Source organism: Methylobacterium sp. 391_Methyba4 (genome assembly GCF_029691625.1).
Lineage (GTDB): Bacteria > Pseudomonadota > Alphaproteobacteria > Rhizobiales > Beijerinckiaceae > Methylobacterium > Methylobacterium fujisawaense.
The window spans coordinates 4,857,841-4,874,332 of the sequence record NZ_CP121475.1 but is presented as its reverse complement, the minus strand read 5'-3'; the positions used below and the strand labels follow the sequence as shown (position 1 = coordinate 4,874,332).

Annotated in this window: 20 protein-coding genes; 5 read left to right on the top strand and 15 right to left on the bottom strand. The window is 71.3% G+C overall.

Annotated elements, in window-relative coordinates:
- Positions 1-32: 32 nt before the first annotated feature.
- The 14 genes from dxs to P9K36_RS22855 all read right to left on the bottom strand — a co-directional run bounded on the left by dxs (position 33) and on the right by P9K36_RS22855 (position 10,335).
- Positions 33-2,027 carry a 1-deoxy-D-xylulose-5-phosphate synthase gene (gene dxs, locus P9K36_RS22920; protein ID WP_278306050.1) on the bottom strand — a complete coding sequence of 665 codons (1,995 nt, stop codon included), beginning with the start codon at positions 2,025-2,027 and terminating at the stop codon, positions 33-35.
- A 43-nt stretch (positions 2,028-2,070) separates the two neighbouring features.
- Positions 2,071-2,331, bottom strand: coding sequence for an exodeoxyribonuclease VII small subunit (locus P9K36_RS22915; RefSeq protein WP_043348369.1), 261 nt, complete (start codon positions 2,329-2,331; stop codon positions 2,071-2,073).
- A 127-nt stretch (positions 2,332-2,458) separates the two neighbouring features.
- Entirely contained in the window at positions 2,459-2,971 is a 513-nt protein-coding gene (locus P9K36_RS22910; protein WP_043348372.1) for a protein-tyrosine phosphatase family protein, read from the bottom strand.
- A gap of 50 nt (positions 2,972-3,021) precedes the next feature.
- On the bottom strand, positions 3,022-3,612 hold the full coding sequence (locus P9K36_RS22905) for a hydrolase (protein WP_278306049.1): 591 nt from the start codon (positions 3,610-3,612) through the stop codon (positions 3,022-3,024).
- Entirely contained in the window at positions 3,609-4,223 is a 615-nt protein-coding gene (locus tag P9K36_RS22900; protein WP_278306048.1) for a DNA-3-methyladenine glycosylase I, read from the bottom strand. The genes P9K36_RS22905 and P9K36_RS22900 overlap by 4 nt, the downstream gene beginning before the upstream one ends.
- A gap of 87 nt (positions 4,224-4,310) precedes the next feature.
- Positions 4,311-4,514, bottom strand: coding sequence for a hypothetical protein (locus tag P9K36_RS22895; protein ID WP_199807260.1), 204 nt, complete (start codon positions 4,512-4,514; stop codon positions 4,311-4,313).
- A gap of 154 nt (positions 4,515-4,668) precedes the next feature.
- Positions 4,669-5,082, bottom strand: coding sequence for an SRPBCC domain-containing protein (locus tag P9K36_RS22890; RefSeq protein WP_278306047.1), 414 nt, complete (start codon positions 5,080-5,082; stop codon positions 4,669-4,671).
- Positions 5,083-5,372: 290 nt separating this feature from the next.
- Positions 5,373-5,783: a DUF4440 domain-containing protein gene (locus P9K36_RS22885; protein ID WP_043386464.1), complete on the bottom strand. Its 411-nt coding sequence runs from the start codon at positions 5,781-5,783 to the stop codon at positions 5,373-5,375.
- 311 nt (positions 5,784-6,094) lie between these two features.
- On the bottom strand, positions 6,095-6,946 hold the full coding sequence (locus P9K36_RS22880; RefSeq protein WP_278306046.1) for a folate-binding protein: 852 nt from the start codon (positions 6,944-6,946) through the stop codon (positions 6,095-6,097).
- 101 nt (positions 6,947-7,047) lie between these two features.
- A complete protein-coding gene (locus P9K36_RS22875; RefSeq protein ID WP_012320917.1) occupies positions 7,048-7,302 on the bottom strand; it encodes a hypothetical protein in 255 nt (84 codons plus the stop codon).
- A 159-nt stretch (positions 7,303-7,461) separates the two neighbouring features.
- On the bottom strand, positions 7,462-7,932 hold the full coding sequence (locus tag P9K36_RS22870; protein ID WP_043348384.1) for a TIGR02301 family protein: 471 nt from the start codon (positions 7,930-7,932) through the stop codon (positions 7,462-7,464).
- Positions 7,929-8,432, bottom strand: coding sequence for an NUDIX hydrolase (locus P9K36_RS22865; protein ID WP_043386459.1), 504 nt, complete (start codon positions 8,430-8,432; stop codon positions 7,929-7,931). Before P9K36_RS22865 ends, P9K36_RS22870 begins: the two co-directional genes overlap by 4 nt.
- Positions 8,429-9,511, bottom strand: a complete 1,083-nt coding sequence (locus P9K36_RS22860) for a hypothetical protein (RefSeq protein WP_278306044.1) — start codon at positions 9,509-9,511, stop codon at positions 8,429-8,431. Before P9K36_RS22860 ends, P9K36_RS22865 begins: the two co-directional genes overlap by 4 nt.
- A gap of 101 nt (positions 9,512-9,612) precedes the next feature.
- Positions 9,613-10,335 (bottom strand): SDR family oxidoreductase, encoded by a 723-nt coding sequence (locus P9K36_RS22855; protein ID WP_043348395.1) that lies wholly within the window; start codon positions 10,333-10,335, stop codon positions 9,613-9,615.
- Between the two features lie 174 nt (positions 10,336-10,509).
- On the opposite strand from P9K36_RS22855, the gene P9K36_RS22850 reads away from it, so the two are divergent.
- From P9K36_RS22850 to thiL, 4 genes are all read left to right on the top strand, one after another.
- Positions 10,510-11,172: a carboxymuconolactone decarboxylase family protein gene (locus tag P9K36_RS22850; protein ID WP_278306043.1), complete on the top strand. Its 663-nt coding sequence runs from the start codon at positions 10,510-10,512 to the stop codon at positions 11,170-11,172.
- Positions 11,173-11,240: 68 nt separating this feature from the next.
- Positions 11,241-11,735, top strand: a complete 495-nt coding sequence (gene ribH / locus P9K36_RS22845; protein WP_043348390.1) for a 6,7-dimethyl-8-ribityllumazine synthase — start codon at positions 11,241-11,243, stop codon at positions 11,733-11,735.
- A gap of 11 nt (positions 11,736-11,746) precedes the next feature.
- Positions 11,747-12,370, top strand: a complete 624-nt coding sequence (gene nusB, locus P9K36_RS22840; RefSeq protein WP_051976213.1) for a transcription antitermination factor NusB — start codon at positions 11,747-11,749, stop codon at positions 12,368-12,370.
- Between the two features lie 3 nt (positions 12,371-12,373).
- The gene (gene thiL / locus P9K36_RS22835; protein WP_053609097.1) at positions 12,374-13,369 is read left to right on the top strand and encodes a thiamine-phosphate kinase; all 996 of its coding nucleotides are present in this window, start codon (positions 12,374-12,376) and stop codon (positions 13,367-13,369) included.
- Here the strand turns inward: thiL and P9K36_RS22830 are convergent.
- Positions 13,289-13,765: a hypothetical protein gene (locus tag P9K36_RS22830; RefSeq protein ID WP_278306042.1), complete on the bottom strand. Its 477-nt coding sequence runs from the start codon at positions 13,763-13,765 to the stop codon at positions 13,289-13,291. The two genes, thiL and P9K36_RS22830, sit on opposite strands and share 81 nt — an antisense overlap.
- Positions 13,766-14,024: 259 nt before the next feature.
- Between P9K36_RS22830 and P9K36_RS22825 the strand changes: the two genes are divergently transcribed.
- Positions 14,025-16,169, top strand: a complete 2,145-nt coding sequence (locus tag P9K36_RS22825) for a sodium-translocating pyrophosphatase (protein WP_075380891.1) — start codon at positions 14,025-14,027, stop codon at positions 16,167-16,169.
- The last annotated feature ends 323 nt before the right edge of the window (positions 16,170-16,492 follow it).

Below are 16,492 nucleotides of genomic sequence, written 5' to 3'. Positions count from 1 at the left end.
CGCGGGGCGGAGCGCCGTCGCGAAACGCGCGATCAGCGGGGACGGCGGCGCACGCTCACCACGTTGCTGGCCGGCTCCGCCTTGCCGGACGCCGCCGGCAGGGCATCGAGGACCGCCTTGACGATGGCTTTGGCGTCGAGGCCGGCCTCGGCGTACATCTTCTCGGGGCTGTCGTGGTCCTGGTAGGTGTCCGGCAGCGTCAGCGTCCGCACCCGGACCCCGCCCGCGTCCAGCGCGCCCGTCTCCGACAGCAGGTGCAGCACCATCGCGCCGAACCCGCCCCGCGAGCCCTCCTCGATCGTCAGCAGGACCTCGTGGTCCCGCGCCAGATCCAAGATCAGCGCCTCGTCCAGCGGCTTGGCGAACCGCGCATCCGCCACCGTCACCGCCACGCCCTGCTCGGACAGCGTGTCCGCCGCCTTCGAGGCCTCGGCCAGCCGCGTGCCCAGGCTGAGGATCGCCACCCGCGCCTCCGCGTCCCGGCGCACCACCCGGCCCTTGCCGATCGCCAGCACCTCGCCCCGCTCCGGCAGCTCGACGCCCACGCCCTCGCCGCGCGGGTAGCGCAGGGCGATCGGGCCCGAATCATGCGCGTGGGCGGTGGCCACCATGTGCACCAGCTCGGCCTCGTCGGAGGCCGCCATCACGGTCATGTTCGGCAGGCAGCACAGATACGCCAGGTCGAACGCGCCGGCATGCGTCGCCCCGTCCGCGCCCACCAGACCCGCCCGGTCCAGGCAGAACCGCACCGGCAGGTTCTGCAGCGCCACGTCGTGCACCACCTGGTCGTAGGCCCGCTGCAGGAACGTCGAGTAGATCGCCACGAACGGCCGGTAGCCCTCGGTGGCCAGCCCGCCCGCGAACGTCACCGCGTGCTGCTCGGCGATGCCCACGTCGAAGGTTTTTTCGGGGTGGGCTTTCCCAAAAAGATCGATGCCCGTGCCGCCCGGCATGGCGGCGGTGATCGCCACCACCTTGTCGTCGGCATCCGCCGCCTTGATCAGGCTCTCGCCGAACACCCGCGTGTAGGCCGGCGCGTTCGGCTTGGCCTTGGCCTGCACGCCCGAGATCACGTCGAACTTGACCACGCCGTGGTAGCGGTCGGCGCTCGCCTCGGCCGGCGCGTAGCCCTTGCCCTTCTGGGTGACGACGTGCAGCAGGATCGGGCCGTGCTCGGCGTCGCGGACGTTCTTGAGCACCGGCAGCAGGTGGTCGAGATTGTGCCCGTCCACCGGGCCGACATAGTGGAAGCCCATCTCCTCGAACATCGTGCCGCCGCCGACCACCAGCGAGCGGGCGTATTCCTCGGCCGCCGCGGCGCGCTGGTAGAGCGCCTTCGGCAGCAGCTTGCCGAGCTGCTTGGCGGTCTCGCGCAGGGACTGGTAGGCGCCCCCCGAGGCCAGCCGCGCCAGATAGGCCGACATGGCGCCCACCGGCGGGGCGATCGACATGTCGTTGTCGTTGAGGATGACGATCAGGCGCGAGTGCAGGGCGCCGGCATTGTTGAGCGCCTCGTAGGCCATGCCGGCCGACATCGAGCCGTCGCCGATCACCGCGATGGCGTTGCGGCGCTTCTGCGGGCGGCCCTTCACCTTGGCGGTGGCGTTGTCGAGGTCGCGCGCGACCGCCATGCCCAGCGCCGCCGAGATCGAGGTCGAGGAATGGGCGGCGCCGAACGGGTCGTAGACGCTCTCGCTGCGCTTGGTGAAGCCCGACAGCCCCCCGCCCTGGCGCAGGGTCCGGATGCGGTCGCGGCGCTCGGTCAGGATCTTGTGCGGGTAGCACTGGTGGCCGACGTCCCAGACGATGCGGTCGTCGGGGGTGTCGAACACGTGGTGCAGCGCCACCGTCAGCTCGACCACGCCGAGCCCCGAGCCCAGATGGCCGCCGGTGATCGACACCGCGTCGATCATCTCGGCGCGCACCGCCTCCGCAACAGCCGGAAGATCCGATTCCGGAAGACGCCGCAGCGCCGCAGGATTCGGGACACGATCGAGAAGCGCACTCTGCTCGGGGGTAATTGCCACGGCATCAACCTCTAACGGATGGGATCGGTTTGACCGCCGAGCCTCAGGACATGTCGAGTGGGGCAACGCCCTCGGGCCGCCCATCGGAGCCCAGCGTGATCCGCTGGATCCGGGCCTCGGCCCGCTTCAGCAGCGCCTCGCAATGCTTCTTCAGCACCTCGCCGCGCTCATAGATCGCCACCGATTCGTCGAGGGGCACGTCGCCCCGCTCAAGCCGGCGAACGATTTCCTCCAGCTGTTCCAGCGCCTTCTCGAAGGGCAGGTCGCCGGCGGCGGGGGCCCCCTCGGGTCTGCTCGCACTCATCCCAGATACTTCCTTTGGGGGTGGTTGTACGGCGCGAAACCCGGTGCCCACAACCCGGGGGGCCAATCCGCTGGCCGGATCCGCACCGTTTTGGAGCCACGCGGCGGCGTTTGCGCCACACTTCGGCTCACGCCAGCGCCAGGCTGAACGGCGTGCCCTCGAAGGCGTCGGCGCCGCGACCGATGCGCGCGATCGCCGCGACCATGCGGCCGTCGCGGCCGAGCATGCGGTCGGCGATGGCCACGAACAGGGGGTTGGGCGTCGCCGAAGGCGAAGCTGCGCGCAGGGCCTCGGCGATCGCCGCCTCGTCGCGCTCCGGCGCCAGCGCGCAGGCTGCGATATAGGCGGCGGCTGTCGACCGGCTGATCCCGGCATAGCAGTGGATGACGAGCGGCTTCTCCCGTGGCCAGGCCCGAATGAAGTCGAGCACCCGGGCCACATGTTCTTCAGCCGGCAAAACGTGCCCGTCGCGCGACGCGGCGATGTCGCTGACCCCGATGACGACGTGGTTCTCCGCCGCAATCGCGGCCGGCCGCTCCAGCGGCGTGCCGACATTGATCAGCGTGAGCACGTGGCTCGCATCGGTGGCGGCGACCGTCTCGGGCAGACGCGAGAGGGGACAGACGTGGAGGGTCGGCATGGTCTGGCGCCAGTGACCTGCGATCGTGACGGATCGAGGGCGGAGATTCGTCAGGTCGGACACAGAGCGTGGAATCGCGCGAGAAACCGCGCCTCGGCCTCGGCGGTCGGCCACGGCTCGGCCAGGACCAGCACCGGTTCGGGCAGCGCCCTGGCGGGGCCGAAATAGCGTTCGGCCTCGTCCCGGGCGAAACCGGCGAGGCGCACCGCCTCGACATGGGCTGCGATCCGGTCGGCCTGCTTCACCAAACGGGCGAGCGCCGGCACCGGGGCGGTCAGGCCGAAGCGGCGGCGCACCGCGGCGAGCAGACGCAGCTCGATGCCGCGATAGGCGTCGCCGAGGGCGTCCTTCAGGGGTGAGATGATGTCGCCCACGACATATTCCGGCGCGTCGTGCAGCAGGAGTTCCAGCCCGTCCGGATCGGTGCAGGCGGCGTCGAGATGGCGGCCCACCGCCTCGACCAGCAGGCTGTGCTGGGCCACCGAGAAGACGTGCGGCCCATGGGTCTGGCCGTTCCAGCGGGCGACCCGGGCGAGGCCGTGGGCGATGTCGGCGATCTCGATGTCCCCGGGCGCCGGATCGAGGAGGTCGAGGCGCCGGCCGGAGAGCATGCGCTGCCAGGCGCGCGGCGGCTCGCTCATCGGGGCCGGCCCAGTTCGGCGCAGGGTCCGTGCCGGTGGCAGCCGACGAGGTGGTCGTTGACCATGCCCACCGCCTGCATGAAGGCGTGCACGATGGTCGGCCCGCAGAAGGAGAAGCCTTCCGCCTTCAGGGCCTTCCCGATCGCCCGGGAGGCCGGCGACTCGGTGGCGATCCCCGCACGGGTCCGGGCTTTGCCCTGGATCGGCCGGCCGTCGACGAAATCCCAGAGGAAGCGCGAGAAGCCGGGGCCCTGGTCCTCGATCCGCAGCCAAGCCCGGGCGCCCGCGATGGTGCCCTGGATCTTGGCGCGGTTGCGAATGATGCGGGTGTCGGCCATCAGCCGCGCGACATCGTCCTCGGTGAAGCGGGCGATCCGCTCCGGATCGAAACCCGCGAAGGCGTCGCGAAACCCGTCCCGGCGGCGCAGGATGGTGATCCAGGACAGGCCGGCCTGGAAGCCGTCGAGGATCAGCTTCTCGTAGAGGGCCCGGCCGTCATACTCGGGCACGCCCCATTCGGTGTCGTGATAGGCGACATAGAGCGGGTCGAGGCCGGCCCACCAGCAGCGGGGGCAGCCGTCGGAATGGTCGATCAGGCCAGTCTCGGACATCCCGCCACGTTAACGAGAACAGGAGCGGAACGCCATCGTCGGAATGGGGAACGCGCAGCGGCTGTCGCGGCGCGCTCCGCTCCGGCTTCACGCATGGGGGATTGATCCGGTCGCAGGGCCGGCGCGCGCCTTCTGCGACGTCAACCCGGTCACGCCCGGTGAGTGCAAGCCTGAGAGATCGAACGCGAACACGTGGCCGGGCGGCGAGGACGCGTGCGGGCCTGCACGATGAAGCGCCAGCAATGCGCGTGTCTGCTCGCGAGATAGATCGTCCTCTTCGATTTCGAGCATCCTCTCCTGGTCGTCTGGAGGGTCTCCTCAACGCTTGCAGGCTGTCCGCTCGAGGGATGAGAGGGAAGGCACAGGACTGGCGTTGTCGGGGCGGGAGGGAAACGCCCGCTCCGGCCGGACAGCGGTCTCGGTCGTCGTTCTCGTTGGGCGGGCTTCAACGCCTCCCGACATGCTGGCAGAAGTTTCCAAGAATCGCCGCCCAGCCGTCGCGCTGGTGATCGATGGGGACTTGTTCGTCGGGATCGAACGCAATCTTTACGTGCGTTTGCTCGCCCGATGGGGTGAACTCGACCACCGCATTGTGATCACCAAACGCATATTCGATTCGCGTGTTCGGAATAATCTTTGTGTAAGTGCCCTCGAAATCGAAGCCCATGCTTCCGTCCCTCGCCTCCATGCGGGACGTGAACTTGCCACCTTCCTTCAGATCGACGCTTGCGGCTGGGCAATGCCAGTCGTCGGAGGCAAAGTTCCACTGCATGATCTGGTCGGGCGATGTATAGGCCTTCCAGGCGACATCGAGGGGTGCGGGAGCCGTTGCTTCCACGGTGATCCGATTCTGAGTCATTTGTGGTCGCAATCCCGTCGATGTCGAGCTTTCGAGGGGCGCACCTCATATCAGATCAGTTATGGCGGCAACCTCCGAAATGATGTCGACGACGGCCGCGGGTGCAAAGGCGCGTATGTCGGCGAGGGGTGGATGTGCGAGGCTCCGCTCCAGAGCGGCAAACGCACCGGAATGGACATCGCCGTCGCGCCTGCTCGCGACCCTTCCGAGATTGTCAGCGCTTCCGCTTTCTCGCGAGGCGCCTGAGCAACAGGCGTCCTGTGTGGCGTCGAGCGCCCGACATTCGCAAATCAGAGTTGCGCCCCTCGCGCGGCCCATGCCGCCATTTCACCGTCAGCGATCGTCAACGATACGCGCCAGCGGTCGGAGCGGCGCAGAATGTAGACGTGGTCCCACTCGGCGACGAGTGCGTCTCCCTCGCCCCGCATCCGATAGGTCATCCGAGCCTGGGCGACGTTCGGGAAGAGTTCCACCGCCGACCGGAGTTCGCCCAAGGGCTGGACGACCCCCTGCTTGCGATAGAAGTCCATGAGCGTCACGCAATGGTCGCGAAATGCCTCCCTCGGCAACGCGAAGTTGCCGGTCGAAGACGGGAACAGTCCGACCGGCTCCCACAGCTCGCTCAACGCATCGGCGTCGCGGCGCGCGAACGCCTCGACGTAGCTGGCGAAGAACGCTGCGATCTCGTCCTGGAAGGTCATGGTCGTCCTCCTCGATGTCCCCGCCCATGCGACCGATCTGGCCGTCGCTGCGGCCCGGAGGCGAGAAGCCGCTTCAGGGCAGAAGGTCGGGGACGGCTCCCGATCGACCCCGGGCCGGCCTGGGATGCCGGCCGGAGGATGCCGGCTCCTGGGAACCTCTAACGATCCCGGCATGCCGCCCCGGGGTCACAGGAAGCCGCCCCACGCGCAAGCTGATCGTGCTCCGATGCGAATGCCCGGGATCGGGCTGTGATCGGTAACGCGGGGCCCCTGTCCCGGAGTATGCGGCGCCCGCGGAATGCGATCCGGCCTCAGCCCGCCGCGCTCGTCGCAACATCCGGCATCGCGAAGGTCGCGTAGGCCGGGCGCTCCAGCGTCACGGGGCGTTCGCCCGCCCGCGGGGTCTCGCCGGCCGCCAGCGCGTCGCCCAGGCGGTCGATGCGGACCAGGGCGAGGCCGCGGGTTCCGGCGGCGCTGCCCGTGGTGCCGAGCCCCTTGCCGCCCGCCGTGATCTCGGTGCCGGGCTGGGGCGCGGTGTCGGGATAGGCTGCGGCCAGGATGCGGGTCCGGGCCGTGCCCCGGTGCTGCATCCGCGAGACCACCTCCTGGCCGACATAGCAGCCCTTGCGGAAGTCGACGCCGCCGAGCTGGTCCATCAGCGCCTCGTGCGGGAAGGCGTCGCCGAAGGCGTAGTCGCGTCCGCCTTCGGGCACGCCGAGGGCGATCCGGTGCGCGTGGTAATCGGCCTCCGTCGCGTCCGTCGAGAAGGCGCCCGCGGCGGCGTAGAGGCGGGCGCCGAGATCGGCCGCGCGGGAATCCGCTACCGCCTCGGCCGCGGGCGGGACGGCGCCGGCCCAGACGGCCGCCACCGCGACGGTCGGGTCGGCGGCGATCGTCGCCTGCGCGCGCAGACGGTAGAGCGTCAGGCGCTTGGCGAGGTCTGCAGCCTTGTCGGCCTGCACGTCGAGCCGGAAGCCGTCCGGAATCCGCGAGACCAGGAAGTCGAACAGGATCTTGCCCTGCGGCGTCAGCAGGGCGCCGAGGCGCGCCTCACCGGGCTGGAGCGTCTCGACATTGCAGGTCAGGACGCCCTGGAGCAGCGTCGTGGCATCCGGTCCCACGACGGTGACCAGGACGCGGTCCGGCAACAGGGCAACGGGCATGGGCGGCGGCTCCTCGGGCGGCGGGCGGTCCGGCGCGCCGAACCGCAGACCCGGGACGTAGTCGCTGACCGCCCGTGCCTCAACCGTCCGCGCTCACACGCTCAATGCTGCAGGGTGGTGGTGAAGGCGCCCCCGCGGATGCGCTCCGGGAATCCTTCGGCGTACCGGGCGGTGGCTTCCTCGCCGTACGTGGTCACCAGTTCCTGAAACGCCGCGAACAGGGCGGCCTGGGCCATGCAGTCACCGTCGAGACCATCGAGGCAGCCTTCCGCGAACGCTTCCGAGACGTAACTCAGCGCGACGCGTTTCTCCTCGACATCGACCTCGATGGGGGCGGTGTGAGAGCTGTGCTGCATAGCCGGATACTTCCATTGCGCCGGACACGGGGCCCGGCGGACACAATGGATGATAGGCGGGTCCCGGCGGCTCGGCCAGCCGAGAATTTCGGATCGGTTAACACGGGCGCTCAAATCCGATGTTTCGCCGGCATCGCCGGTGCGTGTGTTGCGCCTGCATCACCCTCCGAAACGGCCGGCCAGGGCATGCGACAGCCGGTCGCCCTCGGCGACGTACCGGGCGGCGGCCTCGTGGGCCGCCGGCGTGCAGACCCGGTAGGTGAGCGCATAGCCGCGGTAGCCGCGGTTATAGGCGCCGGCCAGGCGGTCGCGGCGGACCGGGGTCACGCCCTCGGACTCGATCAGGGCTTTCATGCGGGCCGGCCAGTCGGACGCATCCGGCGCTCCGCAGAGGTTGCGCAGGAAGGCCAGGGCCCCGATGATCTCGGACATGCGCAGCAGGTCCCGGTCGTAGGGGGCGGGCACGTCCGCGGGGGCGTTCGCCTCCTTGGGGGCCTCCTTCGCGGCTTCCCGGGCGGTTTCCTTGGCAGGCGCGGCCCCTCGGCCGGAACGCTGCTGGGCCAGGGCCGGCCCGGAGACCAGGCCGGTGAGGAGCGCCAGCAGGCACAGGATCGTCGTCGGCCGCCTCACGCCGTCGCCTCCCCGCCGCCCGTCCGCGCAGGATGTGCATCCACATGTGCATCCACGCGCGCGAAGGCCTCGCGCAGGGTGTCGACCAGTCCCGGGGTGGTCGGAAGGGTCGCGACCTCCGCGAGCGTCGCCCACCGGGTCCCCAGCGCCTCGGGGCCGGCCACGGGTTCGCCGCCGCGCCACAGGGCGGCGTGCGGGTGGACGACGTAGTGATGTCGGGCGCGGCCGGCTTCGTCCCGGAGAATGATCTCGGTGGGCGCGAGCACGCCGACAACCTCCGCGGGCAGGCCGACCTCCTCGGACAATTCGCGCAGGGCCGCCTCGGCCAGGGATTCCCCCGCTTCCACGAGACCGCCCGGCAGGGTCCAGACGCCGCGCATCGGCTCGTTGGCCCGCGCCGCCAGAAGGACGCGGTCGCCGCGGATCACCGCGATCGACGCGCCCACGAAGGGCCGCGCCGGGAACAGGCGGCTGTCGGAATCCGGTGCGCCCGCACTCACGGCGTGCCTCCATCGGGTGCCACGACGGCCACCCGGCCGTCGGCGAGGCCGACGAGCAGCCGCGCCGCGGCGCCCTCGCCGAGGACGACGATGCCGGTCTCGGCGGGAACCGGCAGGGCCACGCGCGCGCGCTCGCGCAGGCCGCCCTTGGCTGCCACGAAGGCGATCTCCGGGCGGCCCGCCACCGGCAGGACGAGTTCGGGGCCGCCACCGGCCGAGGTGGTGACGGCGAGATCCGAATCGCCGTCGCCCGCCGCGTAGCCCTCGGCCTCGCCGGCCGCCTCGATCCGGTCGGGACGGAGCGTCCAGAGCTGGAGCCTGCCCTTGGCGCTGACCGTCGCGGCCTGGCTTTCGCCGGACCCGGAGAAATCGGCGATGCCGACGATCTTCAGCGGTGGCCCCGGCTGGGCGGGCGTGCGGGCGGTGACGGCCCAAGCCGCGCCCGGATCGCCGGCGGGCCGGTCGATCAGCGCGAGCCCTCCGGCATCCGCGCCCGACAGCGTCGCCGCCAGGAGAGCCGGCCGGCCCCCGAGGCGCAGCAGGCGCGGCCGCAGGGGCGCGAACACCGCCTCGCCCCCCGCCGGCACCGTCACGGTGGCCACGGGCACGGGCTTCGGATCGGTGCTGACCGCCATCGGCTGGCGCTCGCGGATCGTCAGGACCGCGGCGGCCGCGCCGCCGTCGGGGGCGCGGGTGCGCCCGGTGAGATAGGCGCTCAGGGGTCCCGAGAGCGTCCGGCGCGAGCCCGGCAGGGCCCCGCGCGGCGTCTCGGCGGCGGTCAGCCCCTCGACGGCCTCCTTGCCGATCGGCCGCACGGTGACGCGGCCCTCGGCGAGGGCGAGCACGGCGCCGCCCTCGTCGCCCCAGACCACGGCGATGGGCGCGCTCTCCTCGTCGCCGGCCTGTTGGCCGCCGGTCTGCGGACCGGTCTTGGCGCCTGTGATCGGCAGGAGCCCGGAGGTCGCCACCGAGACCGCCGCCTCGCTGCGCGAGCCGCGCAGTGCCCGCACCTTGAAGGGCAGGTCGAGGATCCGGATCCCGGGCTCGGCCCGCGCCCCCGCGACGGGCGCGACGCCCACGATGAGGCCCAGGACGACGGCGCGCAGCCTGCGGCCCGGCGCCGGGTGCCGGCGCGCGGCCGTCGTGCCCGCGGATGCGCCAGAGGAAGCGCCCGATCTGGTCAAACGTGCTGGCCGCCGTTGATGTGGAGTTCGGCGCCGTTCACGTAGGACGAGGCCTCGGTGCACAGGAAGTAGATCGCCTTGGCGACCTCGTCCGGCGTGCCCAGCCGGCGCTGCGGGATCTGCTCGACGAGCTTCTCGGTGCCGGGCGACAGGATCGACGTGTCGATCTCGCCCGGCGAGATCGCGTTCACCCGCACGCCGAGCGGCCCGAAATCGGCGGCCATCTCGCGGGTCAGGCCGGCGAGCGCCGCCTTGGAGGTGCCGTAGGCCGCCCCCGCGAAGGGATGGACGCGCGAGCCTGCGATCGACGTCACGTTGACGACCGAGCCCTTGGCCCGGGCGAGTTCCTCGCGCAGGCCCCGGGCCAGCAGGATCGTGGCGAACAGGTTGACCTGGAACACCCGCTGCCACGTGTCGAACTCGGTGGCCAGGGCGCCGAGGCGCTCGCCCTCCGGCCCCTTCGGCGAGATGCCGGCATTGTTGACCAGCGCGTGCAGAACCCCGCCCTCGGCGGCGAGCCGGCCCCGCACCTCCTCGACGGCGCGGGCCGTGTCCTGCGCGTCGGAGAGGTCGACCTGCAGGTGGTCCTCGGGCCCCATCTCCCAGGGGCAGTTCTCCGGGAAGGCGTGGCGCGAGCAGGTGATCACCCGCCAACCCGCGGCCGAGAAGCGCTTGACGGTGGCGTGACCGATGCCCCGGCTCGCGCCCGTGAGCAGCATGATGCGCCGGCGTTCGTTGACGGGGAGGGCCAAAGCCGTAAGCCTCGCTGGCGTTCAGGGGTCGCGGCCCGGTCGGGCGCGGTGCGTGCCGGTGAGCCTCAATGGTCTAGGCGCACGGGGGCCGGAAATCCAGAGCGCCCCGCGGGTCGGGGTCGAGGCAGGGGAGAGAAACGCATGGCCAGCGGGCAGACCAGCGCGGAGCGCATGCCGGAGATCCCGGCCGACAGCCTTTCCCCGGCGCAGACCGAGGCCGCGGCCGCGTTCCAGGCCGAGCGCGGCGTCCCGGTCTTCGGGCCGTTCGTGCCGCTCCTGCGCAGCCCCGAGCTGATGCTGTGCGCGAGCCGGATGGGCCAGTACCTGCGCTACGGCAGCGTCCTGCCGCTCCGGGTCAGCGAGTTCGCGATCCTGGTGGTCGCGCGGGAATGGAGCCAGCCGGTGGAGTGGGCCATCCACCACCCGATCGCCCTGAAGGCCGGGGTCGCCCCCGAGACCGCGCAGGCGCTCGCCGAAGGACGCCGCCCCGACACGATGAGCGCCGACGAGGCGCTGGCCTACGCGTTCTCGACCGAGCTGATGCGCAACCGCGCGGTGAGCGACGCGACCTACGCGGCCCTGGTGGCGCGCTTCGGCGAGCAGGGGGCGATCGATCTCACCGGCATCAACGGCTACTACGCGCTCCTCGCCATGACGATGAACGTCGCGCGCACGGCCCTGCCGGTGGGCGGGCCCGCGGCGCCTCCGCTGCCGCCGCTGGCGGGGCCGGCTTCGGCGCCGCTCGCGCGGCCAGGCCTGAGCCAAGATCCCGCACCGCTTGTGGCGCCGGCCGCTTCGGTCTAACCGTCCTCCCCGTGCGGGCGCCCGACGTGCCGCCCGCCCATTCCCGAAAACCCGGCCGGACGAGAGCCATGGTCGCCCATACCCGCGCCGACTCGGCGCCCAAGCCCACCGACCCGGCCCTCGCCGGCGCCCGGATCCTCGTTGTCGAGGCGCGCTACTACGACGCGATCGCCGACGAACTCCTCGCCGGGGCCCGCGCGGCCATCGCGGCCGCCTCCGCGCAGGCGATCGTGGTGACCGTTCCGGGCGCCCTGGAGATCCCCGCCGCCGTGGCGATCCTGCTCGACGCCGAGCCCTACGACGCGGTGGTGGCGCTGGGCTGCGTCATCCGCGGCGAAACCGGCCACTACGACATCGTCGCCGGCGAGAGCGCCCGGGCGCTCATGGACCTGTCGGTGCAGCGCCGCGTGCCCCTCGGCAACGGCATCCTCACGGTCGAGACCGAGGCGCAGGCCCTCGCCCGTGCCCGGGTCGCCGAGATGAACAAGGGCGGCGGTGCCGCCGAGGCTGCCCTCGGCGTGCTCGCTTTGAAGCGCGCCGCCGAAGCCGCGCGCACCCGATGACGGATACCCCCATGACCGGGACCACCGACACCCAGCCGGAGACGGGCGCCGAGCCCGCCGGCAAGCCCGCCAAGATCAGCCTGCGCAGCGGCGCCCGCCTCGCCGTGGTGCAGGCGCTCTACGAGATGGACATCTCCGGCAAGGGCGTCCTCGACGCGCTCGCCGAGTTCGAGGCCTTCTGGATCGGCCAGGAGGTCGACGGGATCGTCCATCCCCCGGCCGAGACCGCCTTCTTCCGCGACCTCCTGCGCGGCACGGTCGAGGAGCAGCGGGCCATCGACCCGAAGCTCGATCAGGCCCTCGCCCAGGGCTGGCCGCTGCGGCGCATCGAGATCGTGCTCCGGGCGATCCTGCGGGCGGGCGCCTACGAGCTGATGTTCCGCCGCGACGTGCCGGCGGCCGCGGCGATCTCGGAATATGTCGACGTGGCCCACAGCTTCTACACGGCCGACGAGCCCGGCCTCGTCAATGCCGTGCTCGACCGGCTCGCCCGGGAGGTCCGGCCGGGGGAGGTCGGGGCTCAGAAGGCGTCCGGCAAGCCGGGCTCGTCGAAGCCGCTTCCCGGTAAATCGTCCGTCGGCAAACCGTCCTCCGGAAAGCCATCCGCCGGAAAGCCGCCCGCCGGGAAGGCCTGAGCCTTGGCCGGGTCGGCCCGTGCTTCCGAGGAGGGGCTGATCGCCCGCTACTTCGCCCCCCTCGCGGGGCCGGGCGCCCACGGGCTGCGGGACGACGCCGCCACGCTGACGCCCACGCCGGGCCACGACCTCGTCCTCACCACCGATGCCGTGGTGGCGGGGATCCACTACTTCGCGGAGGATCCGCCGGCTTCGATCGCCCGGAAGGCCCTCGGCGTGAACCTCTCCGACATCGCCGCCAAGGGCGCGGTCCCGCGCGGCTTCCTGCTCACCCTGGCGCTCCCCGATGACTGGACGGAGGCTTGGCTCGACGGCTTCGCGGCGGGGCTCGGCGCGGCGGCGGCGGAGGCCGGCTGTCCGCTCCTCGGCGGCGACACGGTACGCTCCGGTGGCCCGGCGCTGATCTCGGTGAGCCTGTTCGGCGAGGTGCCGACCGGCGCCATCGTCCGCCGCACCACCGCCCGGGTCGGCGACCGGATCTGCGTCACCGGCACGATCGGCGACGCCGCCCTCGGCCTGCGGCTCCGCCTGGAGCCCACGGCGCCCTGGGTCGCCGGGCTGGACCCGGCGCTCCAGGCCGAACTCGCCGACCGCTACCTGCATCCGCGCCCGCGGCTCGCCGCGGCGCCGGCGGTCCGCCGCTACGCCTCGGCGGCCATGGACGTGTCCGACGGCCTCGCGGGCGATCTCGCCAAGATGCTGGGCGCGGGTCGCGGCGCCCGGGTCGCGGCCGCCGCCCTGCCGCTCTCGGATGCCGCCCGGCGCGCCTGCGCGGCCGAGCCCGCGCTGATCGACGCGGTCCTGACCGGTGGCGACGATTACGAGATCCTCTGTACCGTTGCGCCGGAGAATGTCGCGGCCTTCCAGGCCGAGGCGGCCGCCGCCGGTCTCACCGTCTCGGCCATCGGCACCGTCACATCAGGCGACGGCCCGCCGCGCTTCGAAATGCGCGATGGCGCCGAGCGCGTATTCGCGGCTGGGTCCTTCAGCCACTTCTGAGATCTGAGCCGGCCCGGATCGTGCGGCGCCGCGGCTGGCCGCGGCTCCGGCCGGATGCCCGATCTGACGACGGACCTCGTCGATCATGTCCGCCGCGACGACCGGAATCCAAGGGCTCACCGGATCCCGGCCCATGCCGGGCGTCTGGGAGAGGGCGTCCTGCAGCGCGGAGATCAGGTCATCCTGGATCGCCACCGGTTGCGCCGCGACCCGTTCGGCGATCAGGAAGCCGACTGCACCGCGCAACACCTCAAGCGTGGCCGCCAGCTTGGCGGCGTGGTCACTGCTCATCGCGAGCCCCGTCAGAGTACAACTAAAAATAGAATACCGGAGCGTTAAAAGAACGTTAATCGACCGCCGGCTCAGCCCGCGGCTGCGGCGATGCCCGGTTGCCATCGCCCCCATGCCGCCGGGCAATGCAAAATAATGCGAAATCGTGGGCCTGCGAGGACCGCGCGCGCGGGCGCATGAGATCCGAGGCCTGAGCGTATTCTCCCACGCGGCGTTTGCGCTCACCGGCGAAGTTTGGCAATCAAGGTATTGTTCTGGGAAGGAAAGCCCCGAATCCGAGCACCGCGTCCCATGGCCGTCGTCCGGCGGTCAAGCTCGACAATCACAAGCCCACGCCAGGCACGATAATGACAAGGACGGTCGAATGATTCCCTTGCTTCTGATCATCGTGGGCGGGCTCTGCGCCGTCGCCTACGGCATCGTCACGATCCTCGACGTGATGCGGCGCGATGCCGGCACGCAGCGCATGCAGGAGATCGCCGCCGCCATCGCCGAGGGCGCGCAGGCCTATCTCCGGCGGCAATACACGACGATCGGCCTCGTCGGCGTCGTCCTGTTCGTCCTCCTCGCCGTCTTCCTCGGGATCAAGGTCGCGGTCGGCTTCCTAATCGGCGCCGTGCTGTCGGGGGCGGCGGGCTTCATCGGCATGAACGTCTCGGTCCGGGCCAATGTCCGCACGGCCCAGGCCGCCTCCACCTCGCTGGGCGGCGGCCTCGACGTCGCCTTCAAGTCGGGGGCGGTGACCGGCATGCTGGTGGCGGGCCTCGCGCTCCTTGGCGTCGCCCTCTACTACTTGTTCCTCACCCGCGGCGCCCATCTCGACCCGTCGAGCCGCGAGGTGATCGACGCGCTCGTCGCCCTGGGCTTCGGCGCCTCGCTGATCTCGATCTTCGCCCGGCTGGGCGGCGGCATCTTCACCAAGGGCGCCGATGTCGGCGGCGACCTCGTCGGCAAGGTCGAGGCCGGCATCCCGGAGGACGATCCGCGCAACCCCGCCACCATCGCCGACAATGTCGGCGACAATGTCGGCGACTGCGCCGGCATGGCGGCCGACCTGTTCGAGACCTACGCGGTGACGGTCGTCGCCACGATGGTGCTGGCCGCGATCTTCTTCTCCGGTCCCACGGGAAGCGGCCGCGACGTCCTCGAGCCGATGATGCTGTACCCGCTGGCCATCGGCTCGGCCTGCATCCTCACCTCCATCGCCGGCACCTACGCGGTGCGGCTCGGGGCCAACCAGTCGATCATGGGTGCCCTTTACAAGGGCCTGATCGCCGCGGGCGTTCTGTCGATCGGGGCGATCGCGGCGGTCAACATGACCCTGCTCGGGGGCTTCTCGACGACCTTCACCACCTCCACGGGCGTCACCTTCACGTCGGGCGGCCTGTTCGGATGCGCGGTGATCGGGCTCGCCATCACGGCGCTGATCGTGGTGATCACCGAGTACTACACGGGCACCAACTTCCGCCCGGTGAAGTCGATCGCCGACGCGTCGGTGACCGGCCACGGCACCAACGTGATCCAGGGGCTGGCGATCTCGCTGGAATCGACCGCGCTGCCGGCCATCGTGATCGTGGCCGGCATCATCAGCACCTACGCGCTCGCCGGCCTGTTCGGCATCGCCATCGCGGTCACCGCCATGCTGGCGCTGGCGGGCTTCATCGTGGCGCTCGACGCCTTCGGGCCGGTCACCGACAATGCCGGCGGCATCGCCGAGATGGCGGGCCTGCCCGCGGAGGTGCGCAAGTCCACGGACGCCCTCGACGCGGTCGGCAACACCACCAAGGCGGTGACCAAGGGCTACGCCATCGGCTCGGCGGGCCTCGGCGCGCTGGTTCTGTTTGCCGCCTACACGTCGGACCTGAACTACTTCATCGCCAATGCGAGCCCGACGCAGTACCGCTTCTTCCAGGGCGTCAGCGTCGATTTCTCCCTGTCCAACCCCTACGTCGTGGTCGGCCTGCTGCTCGGCGGCCTGATCCCGTTCCTGTTCGCCGGCATCGCCATGACGGCGGTCGGGCGCGCGGCGGGCGCGGTGGTGGAGGAGGTCCGGCGCCAGTTCCGGGAGAAGCCCGGGATCATGCAGGGCACCGACCGGCCGGATTACGGACGGGCGGTGGACATGCTGACCCGCGCGGCGATCAAGGAGATGATCGTCCCCTCGCTCCTGCCGGTGCTGTCGCCGGTTGTGCTGTTCTTCGTGATCCAGCTGATCGCCGGAAAGAGCCAGGCCTTCGCCACGGTGGGGGCGAGCCTGCTCGGCGTGATCCTCACCGGACTCTACGTGGCGATCTCGATGACGTCGGGCGGCGGCGCCTGGGACAACGCCAAGAAGTACATCGAGGACGGCCACCACGGCGGCAAGGGCTCCGAGGCCCACAAGGCGGCGGTGACCGGCGACACGGTGGGCGACCCCTACAAGGACACCGCCGGTCCGGCGGTGAACCCGGCGATCAAGATCACCAACATCATCGCCCTGCTGCTGCTCGCGGTGCTGGCACACAGCTGATCGATGGATGGCCGAACCGAAGGTCGGCTTTCCGACCTCTCGGTTCCGCTTGCGGGCCATCTGAGGGATCGCCGGCCGCACCGGATCCGGGCGGCCGATCCGCGGCCGATCCGCTTCCGGCCCGCACGGAGCCGGGCGGATCCTGCGGATGCCTCATTGCTGATCCGACAGGGCGAGGGGCACGGGCACCCGATCGGGCGGTGCCGGGGTTCAACCCTCGGACCGTCGCGGTCGGCGCGGCCACCTGCAGGACGCTGCGCCGACCGTGAACGACCGCGGCAATCCGTCATGTCGAGACCTCGCGTCCGCCGGCCATCATTTTA